Origin of the sequence: Mahella sp. (assembly GCF_020054945.1) — a bacterium.
In the GTDB taxonomy this organism is placed as follows: Bacteria; Bacillota; Clostridia; order Mahellales; family Mahellaceae; genus Mahella.
This window is the reverse complement of the sequence record NZ_JAIHAU010000011.1, coordinates 19,040-35,089: the sequence shown is the minus strand read 5'-3', so window position 1 is coordinate 35,089 and position 16,050 is coordinate 19,040. Positions and strand designations below refer to the sequence as shown.

16 protein-coding genes are annotated in these 16,050 nt (G+C 43.4%); all 16 read right to left on the bottom strand.

What is annotated here, in order from left to right; translation table 11 throughout:
• Positions 1-130: 130 nt before the first annotated feature.
• Positions 131-604 carry a metallophosphoesterase gene (locus JG770_RS03830; RefSeq protein ID WP_291955440.1) on the bottom strand — a complete coding sequence of 158 codons (474 nt, stop codon included), beginning with the start codon at positions 602-604 and terminating at the stop codon, positions 131-133.
• Positions 605-615: 11 nt separating this feature from the next.
• On the bottom strand, positions 616-1,215 hold the full coding sequence (locus JG770_RS03825) for an XTP/dITP diphosphatase (protein ID WP_291955438.1): 600 nt from the start codon (positions 1,213-1,215) through the stop codon (positions 616-618).
• Positions 1,212-1,955 (bottom strand): ribonuclease PH, encoded by a 744-nt coding sequence (gene rph, locus JG770_RS03820; RefSeq protein ID WP_291955436.1) that lies wholly within the window; start codon positions 1,953-1,955, stop codon positions 1,212-1,214. The genes JG770_RS03825 and rph overlap by 4 nt, the downstream gene beginning before the upstream one ends.
• Positions 1,956-1,970: 15 nt before the next feature.
• On the bottom strand, positions 1,971-2,990 hold the full coding sequence (locus tag JG770_RS03815; protein WP_291955434.1) for a GerMN domain-containing protein: 1,020 nt from the start codon (positions 2,988-2,990) through the stop codon (positions 1,971-1,973).
• Between the two features lie 64 nt (positions 2,991-3,054).
• Entirely contained in the window at positions 3,055-4,482 is a 1,428-nt protein-coding gene (gene gatB, locus JG770_RS03810) for an Asp-tRNA(Asn)/Glu-tRNA(Gln) amidotransferase subunit GatB (protein ID WP_291955431.1), read from the bottom strand.
• A 9-nt stretch (positions 4,483-4,491) separates the two neighbouring features.
• Complete coding sequence (gatA, locus tag JG770_RS03805; protein ID WP_291955428.1) at positions 4,492-5,955, bottom strand: Asp-tRNA(Asn)/Glu-tRNA(Gln) amidotransferase subunit GatA; 1,464 nt, start codon at positions 5,953-5,955, stop codon at positions 4,492-4,494.
• Positions 5,956-5,968: 13 nt separating this feature from the next.
• Positions 5,969-6,256: an Asp-tRNA(Asn)/Glu-tRNA(Gln) amidotransferase subunit GatC gene (gene gatC / locus JG770_RS03800; RefSeq protein ID WP_291955425.1), complete on the bottom strand. Its 288-nt coding sequence runs from the start codon at positions 6,254-6,256 to the stop codon at positions 5,969-5,971.
• Between the two features lie 103 nt (positions 6,257-6,359).
• A complete protein-coding gene (locus JG770_RS03795) occupies positions 6,360-7,787 on the bottom strand; it encodes a GerMN domain-containing protein (protein ID WP_291955423.1) in 1,428 nt (475 codons plus the stop codon).
• A gap of 18 nt (positions 7,788-7,805) precedes the next feature.
• Positions 7,806-8,798, bottom strand: a complete 993-nt coding sequence (locus JG770_RS03790) for a GerMN domain-containing protein (RefSeq protein WP_291955420.1) — start codon at positions 8,796-8,798, stop codon at positions 7,806-7,808.
• Positions 8,799-8,877: 79 nt separating this feature from the next.
• Entirely contained in the window at positions 8,878-10,305 is a 1,428-nt protein-coding gene (locus JG770_RS03785; protein WP_291955417.1) for an ATP-binding protein, read from the bottom strand.
• On the bottom strand, positions 10,292-10,981 hold the full coding sequence (locus JG770_RS03780) for a response regulator transcription factor (protein ID WP_363320906.1): 690 nt from the start codon (positions 10,979-10,981) through the stop codon (positions 10,292-10,294). Before JG770_RS03780 ends, JG770_RS03785 begins: the two co-directional genes overlap by 14 nt.
• A 60-nt stretch (positions 10,982-11,041) precedes the next feature.
• Positions 11,042-11,896 carry an ATP-binding protein gene (locus tag JG770_RS03775; protein WP_291955412.1) on the bottom strand — a complete coding sequence of 285 codons (855 nt, stop codon included), beginning with the start codon at positions 11,894-11,896 and terminating at the stop codon, positions 11,042-11,044.
• Between the two features lie 357 nt (positions 11,897-12,253).
• Positions 12,254-12,841, bottom strand: a complete 588-nt coding sequence (locus JG770_RS03770; protein ID WP_291955409.1) for a chromate transporter — start codon at positions 12,839-12,841, stop codon at positions 12,254-12,256.
• 6 nt (positions 12,842-12,847) lie between these two features.
• On the bottom strand, positions 12,848-13,459 hold the full coding sequence (locus JG770_RS03765; RefSeq protein ID WP_291955406.1) for a chromate transporter: 612 nt from the start codon (positions 13,457-13,459) through the stop codon (positions 12,848-12,850).
• A 21-nt stretch (positions 13,460-13,480) separates the two neighbouring features.
• A complete protein-coding gene (locus tag JG770_RS03760) occupies positions 13,481-14,737 on the bottom strand; it encodes an ROK family protein (RefSeq protein WP_291955403.1) in 1,257 nt (418 codons plus the stop codon).
• 100 nt (positions 14,738-14,837) lie between these two features.
• A complete protein-coding gene (locus JG770_RS03755) occupies positions 14,838-15,983 on the bottom strand; it encodes an aminotransferase class V-fold PLP-dependent enzyme (protein ID WP_291955401.1) in 1,146 nt (381 codons plus the stop codon).
• Positions 15,984-16,050 lie beyond the last annotated feature (67 nt).

Genomic DNA, 16,050 nt, shown 5'->3' with positions numbered 1-16,050 from the left:
TGAGTACGCCTACGCAATATTTCAAGGCGTTCTCCGGCTTTATATCACTTGCATCGCTTTATATTACTCATTTCAGCTATATATTACGAATTGAAGTTTCAACAATGTAAGGCTTAGATGACGCAAGAGATTATAGGGACACTATATATGGATATGCCTTGCCGTCTTTTATCTCGATAATCGCATAGCTGGGCGTATCCGAACCGCGCGGTTCCCCTATGCTGCCAGGATTGATGAAAAGTATGCCATTATCTGCGAATATTTCCGATACATGCGAATGGCCGAACAATACTATATCGGCTTTCACCTGCACGCCCTTTTGAATTATACCGTCATGATCCCACTTGACGCCGTGCTGATGTCCATGTGCAGCATAAATTCTCAATCCCTCGACCTCTATAATTTGTTCTGCCGGTATACTGGAAGAAAAATCACAATTCCCTTTTACAGATATTATATCTCTTTGTAGCTCAGCCGATAACAGTACGGCATCATGGCAATAATCGCCGAGATGTATAAGCATGTCGACATTACCCATATCCTTTATGGCCCTTCTGGCTGTGGCCAGATGACCATGGGTATCGCTCATTACCCCTATCCTCATTAGTTTACCTCTCATATGTAATCTTTAATCTTATCCTTCAATGCCTCTAATGCCTTCGCCCTATGGCTTATCCTATTTTTTACCGATGCATCCAATTGGGCAAATGTCTTGTTATATTCGGGTATCCAAAATACAGGATCATATCCGAAACCATCGTTTCCCCTCTCCTCATATGTTATATACCCGTCGCACTGGCCGTCTGCCGTTATTACATGGCCATCGGGCGAAACAAGAGCGATGCAACAGTAAAATGACGCTTTGCGTTGGCTCCACGGTATATCTTTCATTATATCGAGAAGTTTTTTGCGATTGTCTTCATCGCCGGCATTCTGACCGGCAAAACGCGCCGAATATATACCTGGTCGCCCGTTTAATGCTTGTACGATTAATCCTGAATCATCAGCCAACGTCCACTCATCAGCCGCTTTACATACAGTCATAGCCTTCTTAACGGCATTCTCTTGAAAGCTGTCGCCATCTTCTTCTACCGCCACATATATACCTTTTTCTTGCATAGACCATATATTGACGCTTAAAGGCGTCAATATATGTTTGATCTCCACAATCTTGCCCACATTATTAGAAGCTATGATGATGTCCTTGATCTTCACCTTTTGTCACCTATTTTATCAGCTATTTCCCCCAAACAATCTATCTGCAAGGCCATAAGCTCCTGTATCCCTTTATCAGCAAGGTTTATCAGCTCGTCCATCTGCTGGCGCGAAAACGGCGCCGCTTCGCCAGTTCCCTGGATCTCTACAAAGCGGCCGTCATCGGTCATAGCAATATTCATATCCACCTGAGCCCTTGCATCTTCATCATAACACAGGTCCAGCATAATCTGGCTATCTACTATACCCACACTTACAGCAGCTACCAAATTGCTTATGGGAAAACGCTCTATTTTTTTCTTCTCAAACAGTTTGTTAACAGCAATAGCCAACGCTACAAAAGACCCTGTTATAGAAGCTGTGCGCGTACCTCCGTCAGCTTGTATAACATCGCAATCTATCCATATAGTGCGTTCACCCAAAGCAGAAATATCCACAACTGAACGCAGCGCCCTGCCTATGATGCGTTGTATTTCCTGCGTACGCCCTTCTATATGGCCTCTGGTAGACTCCCTTATTTTACGCGCCTGGGTCGACCCCGGCAGCATGCCATATTCGCTGGTTATCCAACCTTTACCTGTGCCTTTCAAAAAGGGTGGAACTTTATCTTCTATCATCGCCGTACATATTACTTTGGTTTCTCCGGCTTCGATCAACACCGATCCATCAGGGTGTTTTAAGTAATCGCGCGTTAATATTACCGGCCGCAGTTGATCAAGACCTCTATGGTAAGCCCGCATTATATCCTCCAAAAATCAGTATTCATTAGCAAATGCTGGAACGGCTATCGGCTCAGCAACAGCATTCTCACCTGAACCCATATCTTTGCCGTCTATTTGAATCTTAACCTTTTGCACTCCGTCAAATTGTTTAACCGTCATCATAAGCTGCTTAAGCGCCATATCCATATCGGCCTGCGCATTTTGAACAGCTTCAAATTCTTTAGAAAGATTGATATACGCTACCCCCTCTTTTACCTGAACACCCAAAAGTTTGGTGCCTTGCGGTATAGATGTAGCCAGACTGCCATTCTCTTTAGGCCCTTTCAGCAGCTCTTCTATAGCATCAGCTATATTAGCACTGCTGGCTGATGTAAATCTGGTTACAGGAACCATGCAAGCAAAATTAGGAGCGGATGTTTTTGTGAAATATACCATTACCCTCGAAGCCTTATTTAGATCGAGGTTTTCATCACTGGCTTCCGCATTTATCCCAGTAGGTTCAAGCGGTTTATCCACAGCTGTACCATGTTTTAACTTTTTGACAATTTTGCCGTTAACCTGAAGCTGCACTTTATCTATAGTCGGAAACTCGGCTAAAGTATACACTATGGCATCGACCATATTGCGTTCTTCAGTAGCATCCGCACAGTTCATTATGCCGTCGTTGAAGTCCACAGTGGCCAAACCGTCATGTATACTTATGCCATTTATCTGGGTACCAGCCGGTATGGAAGGCAATAAGCCTATTTTTTGTATATCTTCTCGCATTACGGTTTCATCGGTTATGGCTTGCAATGCTGATTTGGCTATGGCCTCTTGCCACTGTATCCTGCGCATCACCGGCACAACATATCCATCGGCATCCTGATAATACAGTACTGTGGGACGCATATTGCTGGTTATCTCGGTTTGGCCGGCCGTTTCGGCAGCACTATCTGTGTTTGCCGTATCACTTTTGTCAGCCTCATCATCGCTCTCGGAAGAACATGCCATTAATCCGCCAGACAATATTAAGGCCAACGCTAGAAATATTATCCACTTCTTATAAGCCATTAATATAACACCCTCTCACCTAATATCTTGTTACAATTATATTAGGCAAGAAGGCTTGGTATGATTAATTTAATTCCCGTTCTAAGAGTTTATTTAAAAGCTGTGGATTGGCTTTACCTTTGGTAAGTTTCATGGCCTGACCTACCAGATAACCTAAAGCCTTCTTTTTACCGGCTTTATAATCGGCTACCGAAGGCGCATTTTCCTGAATAACTTGCCGTATTACTCCCAATAATTCACCTTCATCGCTTATCTGCACCAATCCCTGCTCTTTTATTATAGCACCGGGGTCGGTTCCGTTTGCAAACATTTCATCGAATACCTTTTTGGCAATGCTTATGCTTATGGTGCCATCATCGACATATTTAATCAAATCTACCAAATATGCCGGCGGAAATGGTATGTCCGACGGATCTTTGCCATTTTCATTCAAAGCCCTCAAGACGTCACCCATAAGCCAGTTGCTTACGGTTTTAGCATTATCGTAAATAGTCATGCACTGTTCAAAGTAGTCGGCCAGATATTTCGATGATGTCAAGATTCCGGCATCATATTGCGGCAAACCATATTGAGAAATAAAGCGCTGATATCTTTGATCCGGTAATTCCGGAAGATTCTCTCTTATGCTTTTTATATAGCTTTTGTCTAAAGCTATCGGCACGAGATCCGGCTCGGGGAAATATCGATAGTCATGAGCCTCCTCTTTGCTGCGCATTGCGACGGTGACGCTTCTGGCATCATCCCACCGCCGTGTTTCATGCACTGTCGGATCTCCCTCGAGCAGAGCCTCGCGATGGCGTTTTTCTTCGTATTCCATAGCTTTGACAGCAGCCTTGAATGAATTCAGATTTTTCATTTCCGTGATAGCAGTAGCCATAGATTTATCATCGGCCCTTGCATTTATATTAACATCACAGCGCAAAGAACCCTCCTCCATCTTACAGTCGGATACCTCTATGTACTGCAATATAGCTTTTAATTTATCCAAAAATGCCCCTGCTTCAGCCGGTGAATTCATATCCGGTTCGGTTACTATCTCTATCAGCGGCACGCCGGCTCGGTTATAATCTACCAATGAATTATTGCCCCAGCCTTCATGCAACAGTTTACCAGCATCTTCTTCCATATGGACCCTGCGTATGCGTATGCGCTTGGGCCCGTCTTCGGTTTCTATATCCACATAACCGCCGGTACAGAGCGGTAAATCATACTGAGAGATCTGGTAGGCTTTGGGAAGATCAGGATAATAATAATTTTTCCTATCCATCTTGCTGAACTCCGATATATCGCAATTCAGAGCCAGCCCTGCTTTAACGGCATATTCTATGGCTTTTTTATTGGGCATCGGCAAGACACCCGGCATGCCCGTACATATTGGACAACAATGCGTATTGGGTTCGGCTCCGAACTCGGTGCTGCAACTGCAGAACATTTTGCTTTCGGTTGCCAACTCAGCATGTACTTCTAATCCGATAAGGGTTTGTACTTCCATCTGTTATGTTCACCTTTCACTAGGTTTTTGGTTATGATACGGCGTATTGCTCTCAAAGGCATATGCCACGCGCAGTATAGTCTCTTCATCGAAGGCCTTGCCTATAATCTGCAAGCCTATAGGCAAACCTCTGCCGTCCAAACCACATGGTATGGATATGGCAGGTAATCCGGCTATATTTACCGGCACTGTGCATACATCGGATAAATACATCTCCATGGGATTATCCAAGCGCTCGCCTATCTTAAAAGCCGTCGTAGGCGACGTAGGCACCACGAGAACATCGTATTTCTCGAAAGCTCGCTGAAAATCCCTTGTTATAAGTGTTCTGACCTTCAACGCCTTCAAATAATAGGCATCATAATAACCTGAACTCAACGCATATGTGCCCAGCATTATACGGCGCTTTACCTCGCTGCCAAAGCCTTCGCTACGCGTTTTTTTATACATATCTATCATATCGTCGTATTGAGCTGCCCGATAACCGTATTTTACGCCATCATAGCGTCCAAGATTTGAACTGGCTTCAGCCGATGCTATAAGATAATAGGCTGAAAGCGCATGATCCGTATAGGGCAAAGATGTTTCCTCATAATCCGCTCCCATCTCTTTGAATAACTCAATGGCCTTTGTTACGGCACTTTTCACTTCTTCATTTATGCCTTGACCGAAAAATTCCTTGGGAACGCCGATTTTAATACCTTTGACATCATCGATTAAAGCAGATGTATAGTCGGGATATGATCTCGATACCGACGTCGCGTCATAGGGATCATGACCGACTATCGCATTTAATACCATAGCGCAGTCCTTTACATCTTTTGTTAACGGTCCTATTTGGTCAAGAGATGAAGCAAATGCTACCAACCCGTATCGCGATACCGCTCCGTAAGTGGGTTTCATGCCCACCACACCGCACAATGACGCCGGCTGTCGAATGGAGCCGCCGGTATCGGAACCGAGTGTAAAGAATGCCTCGTCGGCCGCCACTGCCGCTGCCGACCCTCCGCTGGAACCACCAGGTACTCTATCTGTGTCCCATGGGTTTTTAGTTTTCTTAAATGCCGATGTCTCGGTCGATGAGCCCATGGCAAACTCATCCATATTCAATTTACCCAATACAACGGCCTGTCTTTCTTTTAAACGACGCACAACCGTAGCATCATAAGGCGGTACAAAATCAGCCAGCATACGCGACGCACATGTCGTAGCTATACCCTCTGTGCACATATTATCTTTTATGGCTATAGGTAAACCGCCAAGCAACGGTACTTCATGGCCTTCATCTATGTGCCTGTCCACATCGTCAGCCTGTTTCAAAGCTGCGTCAAAATCAAGATGTATGTATGCTCCAATGCTTTGTTCAACGTCCTCTATATGCTTTATCACGGATTGAGCAAGCTCACGAGCACTCACCTCACGCTTTTTCAGCTTCTCGTAAGCCTCATGAGCTGTAAGCCTATATAATTCCACCCGAAAGTCCTCCTCATTCCACTATTCTAGGCACTTTAAAGCAGCCATTTTCTACTTCAGGCGCATTGCTCAGCAATATATCCCTCTCCAATGACGGTTTAACCTGGTCATCGCGAAAGACATTTTTCAACGGCAAAACATGCGCTGTAGGTTCAACGTCATCGGTATCCAATTCGCTCAAGCGCTCGGCGTGCTCCAATATTTCGCTAAGATGCCTGGCGTACATGTTTTTTTCCTGATCCGATAAAACCAGCCTTGATAAAGCTGCTATATAGTCCACTTCCTCAGGCTTTATTCTCATTCATATCACCTCACTGGTAATTTTACCACTATTCGCAGCCTTATTCAATAAAAAAACCATCTTCAGCAAAGATGGTTTTTTATTGTTGCCATTCAAACGGTTTTTATTGCTCTTTTATCAGATTAGGATTCCTCATTATAGGCTCATCCAGCGCCATATGTCCGGCTAACGTATCCTGCACTTTGCCGTCTATCAATATTTGCACACGTTTTATATTAGGCAGCTCGGTTATAGAATTAACAATAGAATATACTGTCAATGTCTCACCAGCGGAACCGCCCTTATGCTTGGTCTTTAGGTTGGAAGAAAAATTTAATACAGCGGTGTCGCCGTTTATTTTAGCATCCAGAATATCCTTCTCGGTTAAACCTTCCGGCATGGTAGGTTCTAATCCTTCTGCCACGGGCCCCTTTATCAGCTCCTGAACTATTCTTTTAACAACATTCGGCTCGTCGTGTTGAATGTCGCGATACTCTGGAATCAGATAGTTTGCATCCTTATTGCTGAAATACAGTATTATCCTCTGCCCTATTATGTCCTCGTTCCTAGTAAACGGCTGATCGAATATAACGTGGCCGGCCAAGGTTTCGTTTTCTTTGCCTTCTATTAAAAATTTTATATTCTTTATCGAAGAAAACTCCGTTAAAGTGTTGACTATCGAAGTTATGGTCATAAGCTCGCCGGCTGATCCACCGGGATGATTTTCCTTAAATTCTTTTGAAAAGTCCACTACGGCCGTACCATTCTCGATTTTTATGCTTTTAAGCTTTGTACCGTTGGGTATTGTAGGATATAAGCCCGGTGTCGTAGGACCTTTTATAAGCTCTTCTATAGCCGTCTGAGCATAACGCTGGCCTGCGATATTTACTTCCCGCACCTCAGGCACTACATACATAGCTTGAGAACCGGCAAAATATAATATCATGTTGTATTTTTTAGCGGCATCGTCCGCAGACTGGTTTTCTGAAGCCAATTGCTCTTGCGGGGTTTCAGTTTTGGTCATTAATCCCAGGGGTTCTCCGCTTGCGCCTATATATTCTTGGCCATCTTTGTAAAATTTAACATATTTAACGCCAGGCAGCTCCGTCAAGGTATTGGTTACCATTATCCTAGCTACTATTTCCTGTATATCGCCTACATCAAACTCCTTTGACACATCTACCGTCACTATATTCTCGGCCTGGCTGACCTTTAGCAGCTTGGCATCCGGCGGTATGGCTGTTTCATGCCCGGATTGGCGCGGCCCCCTGAATAGCTCTTCAAGCACCGCTTCAACAAGAGTTTGTCCCGTCTGCAGTTCTATCTCACGACTTTCCGTAACCAGTTTTTCAAAATTTTTATCTGTAAAATACAAAGTAACCGCAATCTTCCCCGGCTGTTGTTGCGAAACATTTTGTTTCTGCGCATCAGCATCAGAGTCTTGTTGTTCCTGAGGCAGTGTTGAGTTAGAACAAGCCATGATCGGCAAGAACAGCAGCATAACCAATGCTATCAGCCTAAAAGCAGACCAGCTTTTTCGTCGTCTATTCATGATCCTTCCACCAGCTTTCTATTTCCTCGTAGTATTCAACGCCTCTAACTGCAAATCTTCAAATAATAGCCGTGTCCATTCCAGTTTCCATATACCGTTCAAGCGTATCGTCCTCAGCAACGCTTTATCCCTTTTTATAGTGCTGCCGTCGCTTAACTTTATTTCAAAATCTGTAGATACCAGCGCTTCATTATTGTCCAGACCCAAGCTGTAATCATAAACCTCATAATCCACAAGCTTAAAATTTACTTGTTTTATCGCATCCTTGAATTCCTGAAGAGATTTTCTGTTCTTATCATTAACATCATCCGACATATATATATACGCTTTATCGAGATCGTTTGCCGATAATGCCTTTAAAAAGCCATTTACAGCAGTTATCGGGCTTTGTATTAAACTGTTGGCTCTAGCTATAGGCCCGCTTTGTATGTTTTGTGCCTTATCTTCAATAGGAATCTGTTCATTCTCCGGGGAAAATATAGGGGCCTTTTTACCCTCTATAAGGAACTGAACCTTATCTATCCCGTCTAATTCAGTTAATGTATTTACGATAGAATATACCATTAACGCTCGTTTATCAGGCGACTCTTTATCGACGGACAAAAAATCCTGGCTCAGATCGATAAAGGCTATATTATCGCTGGAGGTTACGGACAGCAGCTTGACAGAAGGCGGAATAATAGCTATATGGCCACTCTGCACAGGACCTTTTATCAACTCGGATACCACCAGCTCCTCCAATCTCTCAGGACCTTTTTTTATGCTGCGTTTCTCAGGTACCAAGCTGGTACCGTCTTGGCTCAGAAAGTACAGCATCACATCCACATCATATTGTTCAATATCGGGGCTTATGGGAATGGGGGAAGTCTGAGTACCGTCCGCCAGTACGGACCCGGAATTCTCTTGACCGGTATCCTGGTCAAATAACGCGCACGATGATAGAAATAATACTGCTATAAGGCATATCGCTAATAGTTTAATATGCGTCATAATTTTACCCGAATTATACACCTGCGTCCACTCCTTCCGCCATTATTATACGCCTGATTCTTTACAAATGTTTTAAGCATTTTTAACGTTTTCATTAAATCTAGCCGATATCTATGGGTAATTCTATAAAAAAACGCGTACCCTCCCCTTCATTGCTCTCAACGTTTATAGTACCATTATGCAGGTAAACTATCTTCTGTGCTATAGACAAGCCGAGGCCTGTCCCTCCCGTAGATCTGGATCTGGCCTTGTCCACCCTATAAAAACGATCAAATATATAGGGCAGATCGGCTTCCGGTATGCCAATGCCGTTATCCGCAACTTCTATCAACGCCCTGCCGTCCTTCTTGTATAAGCGCACATCCACACTGCCGCCCGCCGGCGTATACTTTAATGCATTGTCTATTAAGTTTATAAGCATCTGCTTTAACTTAGGTGCATCTCCCTTAATGTACGCGCCTTCTTCACATCTATAGTTCAATTTTATATTTTTAGCAGCCGCTAACGGCCTCAATACTTTCAACGTTTCATTTATCAATTTATCCAAATCCACATCGCCATATGTTATTTGGGGCTTGTCTTTATCCAACTGAACCAACGTAAGCAAATCATTTATGATATTGCTCATCCTATCTATCTCTGAATCTATATCATGCATAAATTCTTTATATACGTCCAAGCCGGCGTCCGGATTTTGAACAAGCGACTGTGCCAATACCTTTATCGAGCTTAAGGGCGTTTTTAATTCATGTGACGCGTTGGCCACAAACTCCGATCGGGCCTTATCCAGACTTTCAACGCGCTGGCTCATAACATTAAAGGCATTGCCGAGCTCTATAATCTCCCTGCTACCGTTGACCTTTACCCTTTGGCGCAGATGACCGCGCCCCATCTCTCGTATAACATCGGTTATATCTTTTATGGGTTTGGCTACAAATCCCGATATAAAGTAACTGAACAACGCTATAGCTACCGCTAAGAATACAGAATAGACCAACAATCTGCTCCGTACCTGTGAAATTGAATCATATATATCTGCAAGGGAAGAGGATATGAACACCACCCCTATGATATCGCCGTCGGCGGTTATAGGTGCTGTGGAATACATGACCCATTGTCCCTCGGGCAAATAATATTGTTGGCTTACGCTCTCTCCTTTTAGGGCTTCCAAAACCTCTTGATGGTTCAACGTGCGGTTAAGGATATTTATGTCGTTGAATGAATCCGCCACCACCGTCCCCCTATGGTTTAATATGAGTATCCTAGCGCTCAAGCTATCGCTGAAATCCGATATCACATTATTTATATACGGATTGGCATCCTGCAGATAGCCCGCGGACACCACCGATATTATATTAGCCTGCTTTATTAAGGTGGTTTTCCTTGACGAAATATAATTTTGCTCCAATATATTTACCACCGCTATATTGAGCATCGTAAACGAGATGGCTATTATAACAAAATATGAAACCGATATCTGCCATCGCAAACTTACCGGACGTAAACGTATATGTTTATTCCTGAGCAAAATAATAGCCCACTCCCCATTTGGTAAAAATAAGCTCGGGCTGACTCGGATTTTTCTCCAATTTCTCCCTCAAGCGTCTTATATGCACATCCACTGTTCTAAGATCGCCCAAATAATCATATTTCCAAACTGTTTCGAGCAATTGCTCTCTGCTGAAAATCTTACCTCTCCCAGTTACCAATACTTCGAGCAAATCAAATTCTTTTGCTGTCAAATTAGCGTCTCGGCCATCCACCAATACTGTCCGATTTTCAAAATTTATAGTTAAATTTTTTATTTTCAAATACTTATCATTTTTCTTAGGATTTGCCAAATCAAGCCTTCGAAATATAGCTTTTACCCTGGCTTTCAATTCCAGTATATTAAACGGCTTGGCTAAATAATCATCGGCGCCATATTCCAATCCAAGTATTTTATCCATGTCATCGCCTTTAGCTGTCAGCATAATAATAGGAACAGATGATTGCTCCCTCACTTGTCTGCAAACTTCCAACCCGTTTATTTTAGGCAACATTATATCCAATATTATGAGATCATAATGCTCGTTTAACGCCTTATTCAAACCTTCTTCGCCGTCATAAGCCGCATCGGTCTCGTAGCCATCCTGTTCTAAACTAAATTTCAAGCCTTTGACCATAATGCGTTCATCATCTATTATAAGTATCTTTTTGGCCAAGATATTAACCACCTTCATATAATGTATATACTGTATTATACATCATTTAGCGATGATAATCTATATATTTTGGGAAAGCGGCAACATTATCTGAAACACTGTGCCATTTTGCTCATCGCTATTGAACAATATCCGGCCTCCATTTTTATCTACTAATTTCTTTATCACATATAAGCCCAAACCTTCGCCGTTATGGCCTTTTGTTGTAAAACCTTTTTGCCATATTCTTTCTCTGATATCCGACGGAATAACAGGGATATTGTTTATGACTGCAAATATAGCGTATAGCTCATTTTCTTTTATAGATACGAAAAGCTTTTTATGTGGTGATGGTTGATGGGATAGTTCATAGATAGCATTATCCATCAAATTTGATAATATCCTGACAATATCTACTGCGCTAGCTTGAACGTCCTCCAGCGAAGCCGTGATGTCCAGTTCTACATCTATGCCCTTTTTATGGGCTTCATCTATCTTACTAATAAGTACTGCCGCTATTTCCGGTTTTTTTAGCGTTCCTACGTTGAATAAACTGTTTACGTCGCTTAACATATTGCTCATATATTGCATAGCATTGTCATAGGCTCCCATTTGAAGCAATGTGGATATGACCGCTAAATGATTTTGAAAATCATGGCGCTGAGCACGCAATTCGGTTATGATCTGTTCATAGTCATTTACTCGGGCTTTATAATTATCCGCGTCATCTGCATCTTTAACCAGCTTCCATATTATATAACATGATAAGGTAACGCTTATAGTCAAAATAGCCACTGTCAAAGCTATAAATATACCGCCGAAAGTATTATCGCAATTTTTAAGGTTTAAAAAGCCGAGCACAATAAGGGCCATGCTCACTATAACTATAAAAGCAGTTAGAATGACACCTCTAAATTTCGGCGTCTTTATTTTCACAGCGATACCCCTTTGTTGTCATCAGTATATTTTACAAAATGCTCGGTCTACATCTTTTCCCAAACATTGTTTGAATATGAAAGCCATGCTGCACTCATCCATCATAAATAATATCCTCATCTTTATCAATTATTACTGTTTAATTTTATATCACCAACCTCATTTTTTCAAGCATTTTCAAAGCAGCCCCTGCAATTCGTGCTGTTGTAAATTCATATATACCTCACTATGGCTGTGGTCCCATGCTTCAAAAGCCCGCTCAACATATGTATTAAGGCTTCTGGAAATAAGCCTGAGGCTAATCCGTTGCCAAGCCGGATAAACAGTCACATATGGTATCTGAACAGTGGCCATAGCCTAAAATATAATAGCCCCCACCAAACCGGCTATAGCTAGGAGCAATATAGGATGCAGTTTCTTCCACCAAATGAGCGCAGCAAGCGAACCCATAAATATGACCAGGCTTTTAACATCTATGTATTGTAATGGATGCGTAAATATACCGATAAGCAGTTGCGGCGTGAGAGCGCCTGTAAATATCGACGTCTGAGCGATGGCTACGGCAGCAGCGGCTATAAGCCCTGTCACCACCGGACGTATACCATAAAACGCGTTTTGAACCAACGGATGATGCTGAAATTGTATAAAAAAGTGCGATACGATAGTAGCTATAATGAACGATGGCAAAGCTACGCCGAAAGTGGCCACCAAACCGCCTATTATGCCTGCAGTCTGATAACCGGTAAATGTTGCCGAATTCACCGCAATAGGGCCGGGCGTCATTTCTGCTATAGCTATTATATCGGCAAATTCCTGTGCCGTCAGCCATGCATGTCCCTCTATCTCCTTTGCCATAAGGGGTATCATAGCATAACCGCCGCCAAAGCTGAATAAACCTATCTTAAAAAAGGTCGTGACCAATTGAATAATCGTTGTGATATCCATCTTATATTATTCCTTTCCAGCATGATTATCGTTGCTATAAGTTCGCTGAATGATCTTTCTGGTATTTATGCCCTGCAATATAATCCCAAGCATTATGCCGATCAATATTATATATACGGCATGTACGTCGAATATGGCCGAAGCTATAAAGGCACCGACAGCTATAATAAGGCCGGTAAAGTCTTTAACAGAGCTTTTGCCTATATTCCATGCCGCTACGGCTATCAGCGCCACTACGGCAGACCTTATGCCGGCGAATACCTTTTGCACGATCATATTCTCCTTAAAAGCCACAAAAATAGATGCGATAATTGTGATCACTATTACCGACGGCAGTATGACGCCTAATGTCGCCGATATCGCACCCGATACACCTGCTATCTTATAGCCTATAAAAGTAGCGGAGTTTATGGCTATGGCACCGGGCAACGATTGTGATACCGCTAATATATCGACTATATCCTCCCTGCTTATCCACCCTTTGCCTTCCACCATTTCCCTCTCTATCAGAGGTATCATGGCATAGCCGCCGCCAAATGTAAATGCTCCTATCTTAAAAAACGTTATAAAAAGAACCCAAAGCATCTTAAAATCTATAGACCGTGTTTTATCATCCATTATAATATCCTTTCCATTCCATTAACTTAATTTTATCCGCGACAATCTGTTTGTATTGTCGCGTGATTCGCGCATTGCATTGGCCCCGGAACGATAGAGCGTTGTATTTATTATCATAGCAGCGGCACCTGTGCATACGGCTTGGTTGGACAACAAACCCTCGTCGAAAATATGGGTTTTAACGCTACCATTCCCATACAATCGTTTATAGGCCATTTCGACCGCAACGTCATATATTCGATGGCAATCGTTTATAAGCGGCCCGCCTAACATTATAAGCTGCGGATTTAACAGACGAGCAAAATTCGCCAAGCCGGCCGCAAGGTACGCGGCAGAATCGTCGGCCACGCGCAAGGCTATTTCGTCGCCTTTCTCCAAAGCTGCGCAAAAATCTCGAAAAACCAAACGCGATAGCGGCAAATCGTCATTGGAGCGGTATTTCTTTATATGCGATGCATAGGACGTCATAATAGCTGGTATCGAGCAGTACGTTTCAAGGCAGCCGTAATTGCCGCAACCGCACAGTTTACCGTCTATATCCACTACCATATGCCCAAAAGCATCTTCTTGCTCGTTGAGCCCGCTCACTACAGCACCGTCTACCATAATTCCACAGCGTATGCCTATGCCTATTATTATATACGCTATTACACCGGAGCGCTTTGCTGCTTTACCGCATGAATATTCACCCATGACCGCACAATCCGCACCATTGGCCACTACAACGGGCAGACCGGTATATGTTTCCATCATATGCTTTATCGGAACCATATCCCATCCGCGAGATGGAAAGTCACGCGAATGTTTCATAATACCGTCCGGCGTTATGGAACCGACCGTTCCAATGCCTATACCCAGGACGCGATCTTTATCCACCGCCGTACCGTCTAACCAAGCTGCCAGCCGTTCGATAACGCTCTGAGGCGTGCAGCTTTCGTCCATGTCCATAGTATAGCTGTCGACCATTTTTAATGCCATATCAAACAGCGCCGCTTTGGTGTATGTGCGCGATATATCTATACCTACGGCGTAAGCGAACGACGGCACTATGGCAAAAAGCACCGGCCTCCGACCTCCGCCCGATACATCAAAACCGGTCTGCATTATGAGCCCTTTATCAGATAATTCATCCAATATGCGCGATAATGTAGTTAATTTCATTCCGGTTATATGTTTGATCTCTGCCCGCGTGATCGGCCCGTATTCCCTTATGATCTCATACACCTTAATTTTCGCAGTATCTCGCATTAAATCAAAAATGTCAACAGCTTTCCGCATCAGCATCACTCCATATTCCACAGCATAGCTTATCACCAATTTGGTTAGAAGTCAACAGTTTATTTGACGTTGAAGCACATGTTTTTTAATAGGATATGAACTAATCTTTCATATATATTATTTCTTTAAGCGCGGACACGGCTGCATCTATATCATCTCTCGTATTAAAATAACTTACGCTGAACCGCACGGCACCTTTATCTATGGTGCCGATCGTTTTATGCGCCAACGGAGCGCAATGTAAACCTGCCCGAGTGGCTATACCATAATCTCGATCCAGAAGGTTGCTCAATTCGCCATCTGTGACGCCTTCTATATTGAGCGATATTATGCCCACCCTGCCTTCGGAATCTGACGGACCGTATATGGATATGCCGTCTAGAAAGCGCAGCTCTTGGAGCATATGCTTTATCAGATCCGTCTCATGCCTATGTATGGCGTCGACGCCTTTGTCCAAGATATATTCGACACTCGCCGCCAGACCGGCTATCCCCGGCGTATTGAGCGTTCCGCTCTCAAACTTATCCGGCATAAACTCCGGTTGTATAAGGCTTTCAGAATTGCTTCCGGTACCCCCTTGTTTCAAGGGTTGCAATTCTACTCCTTTTTTTATATACAGTCCGCCGGTCCCTTGTGGACCTAAGAGCCCCTTATGCCCGGGAAATGCCAGCATATCGATATTCATTCTGCACACATCTATATCACACGTGCCCGCCGTTTGAGCGGCATCAACCAGAAATGTTATTCCATGCTTGTGAGCTATCTCACCGACCTCATTTATTGGCATAATCGTGCCCGTAACGTTAGATGCATGCGTCATCGCTATAAGACGCGTATTATGGCGGATATAACGCTCTATATCTGGCGCATTTAATGTGCCGTCGCCGCTGCACGGAACAAAGCTTACGGCCACCCCTTGGGCGCTCAGTGCCGCAAGCGGTCTGGCAACGGCATTGTGCTCCATCGATGTGGATATTATATGATCGCCGCTGTGAATAAACCCTTTTATAGCTAGGTTTATTGCATCGGTAGCATTATATGTGAATACTATATCAATAGGATCGGGTATATTGAACAACTCGGCCAATGATTTGCGGCATCTATATATCGTTTGGCCTGCCTCAATAGCCATTCTATGGCCTGAGCGGCCGGGATTTGCCCCGTATTCTCTCATACACCTGAGTACGGCTTCATATACGCATTCCGGCTTAGGATAAGATGTAGCGGCATTATCGAGATATATCAAAGCATTCACCATTCTTTTAAGTTATAATCATATCTATGCTCATGCAATAGAAGATATGTTTAACTTT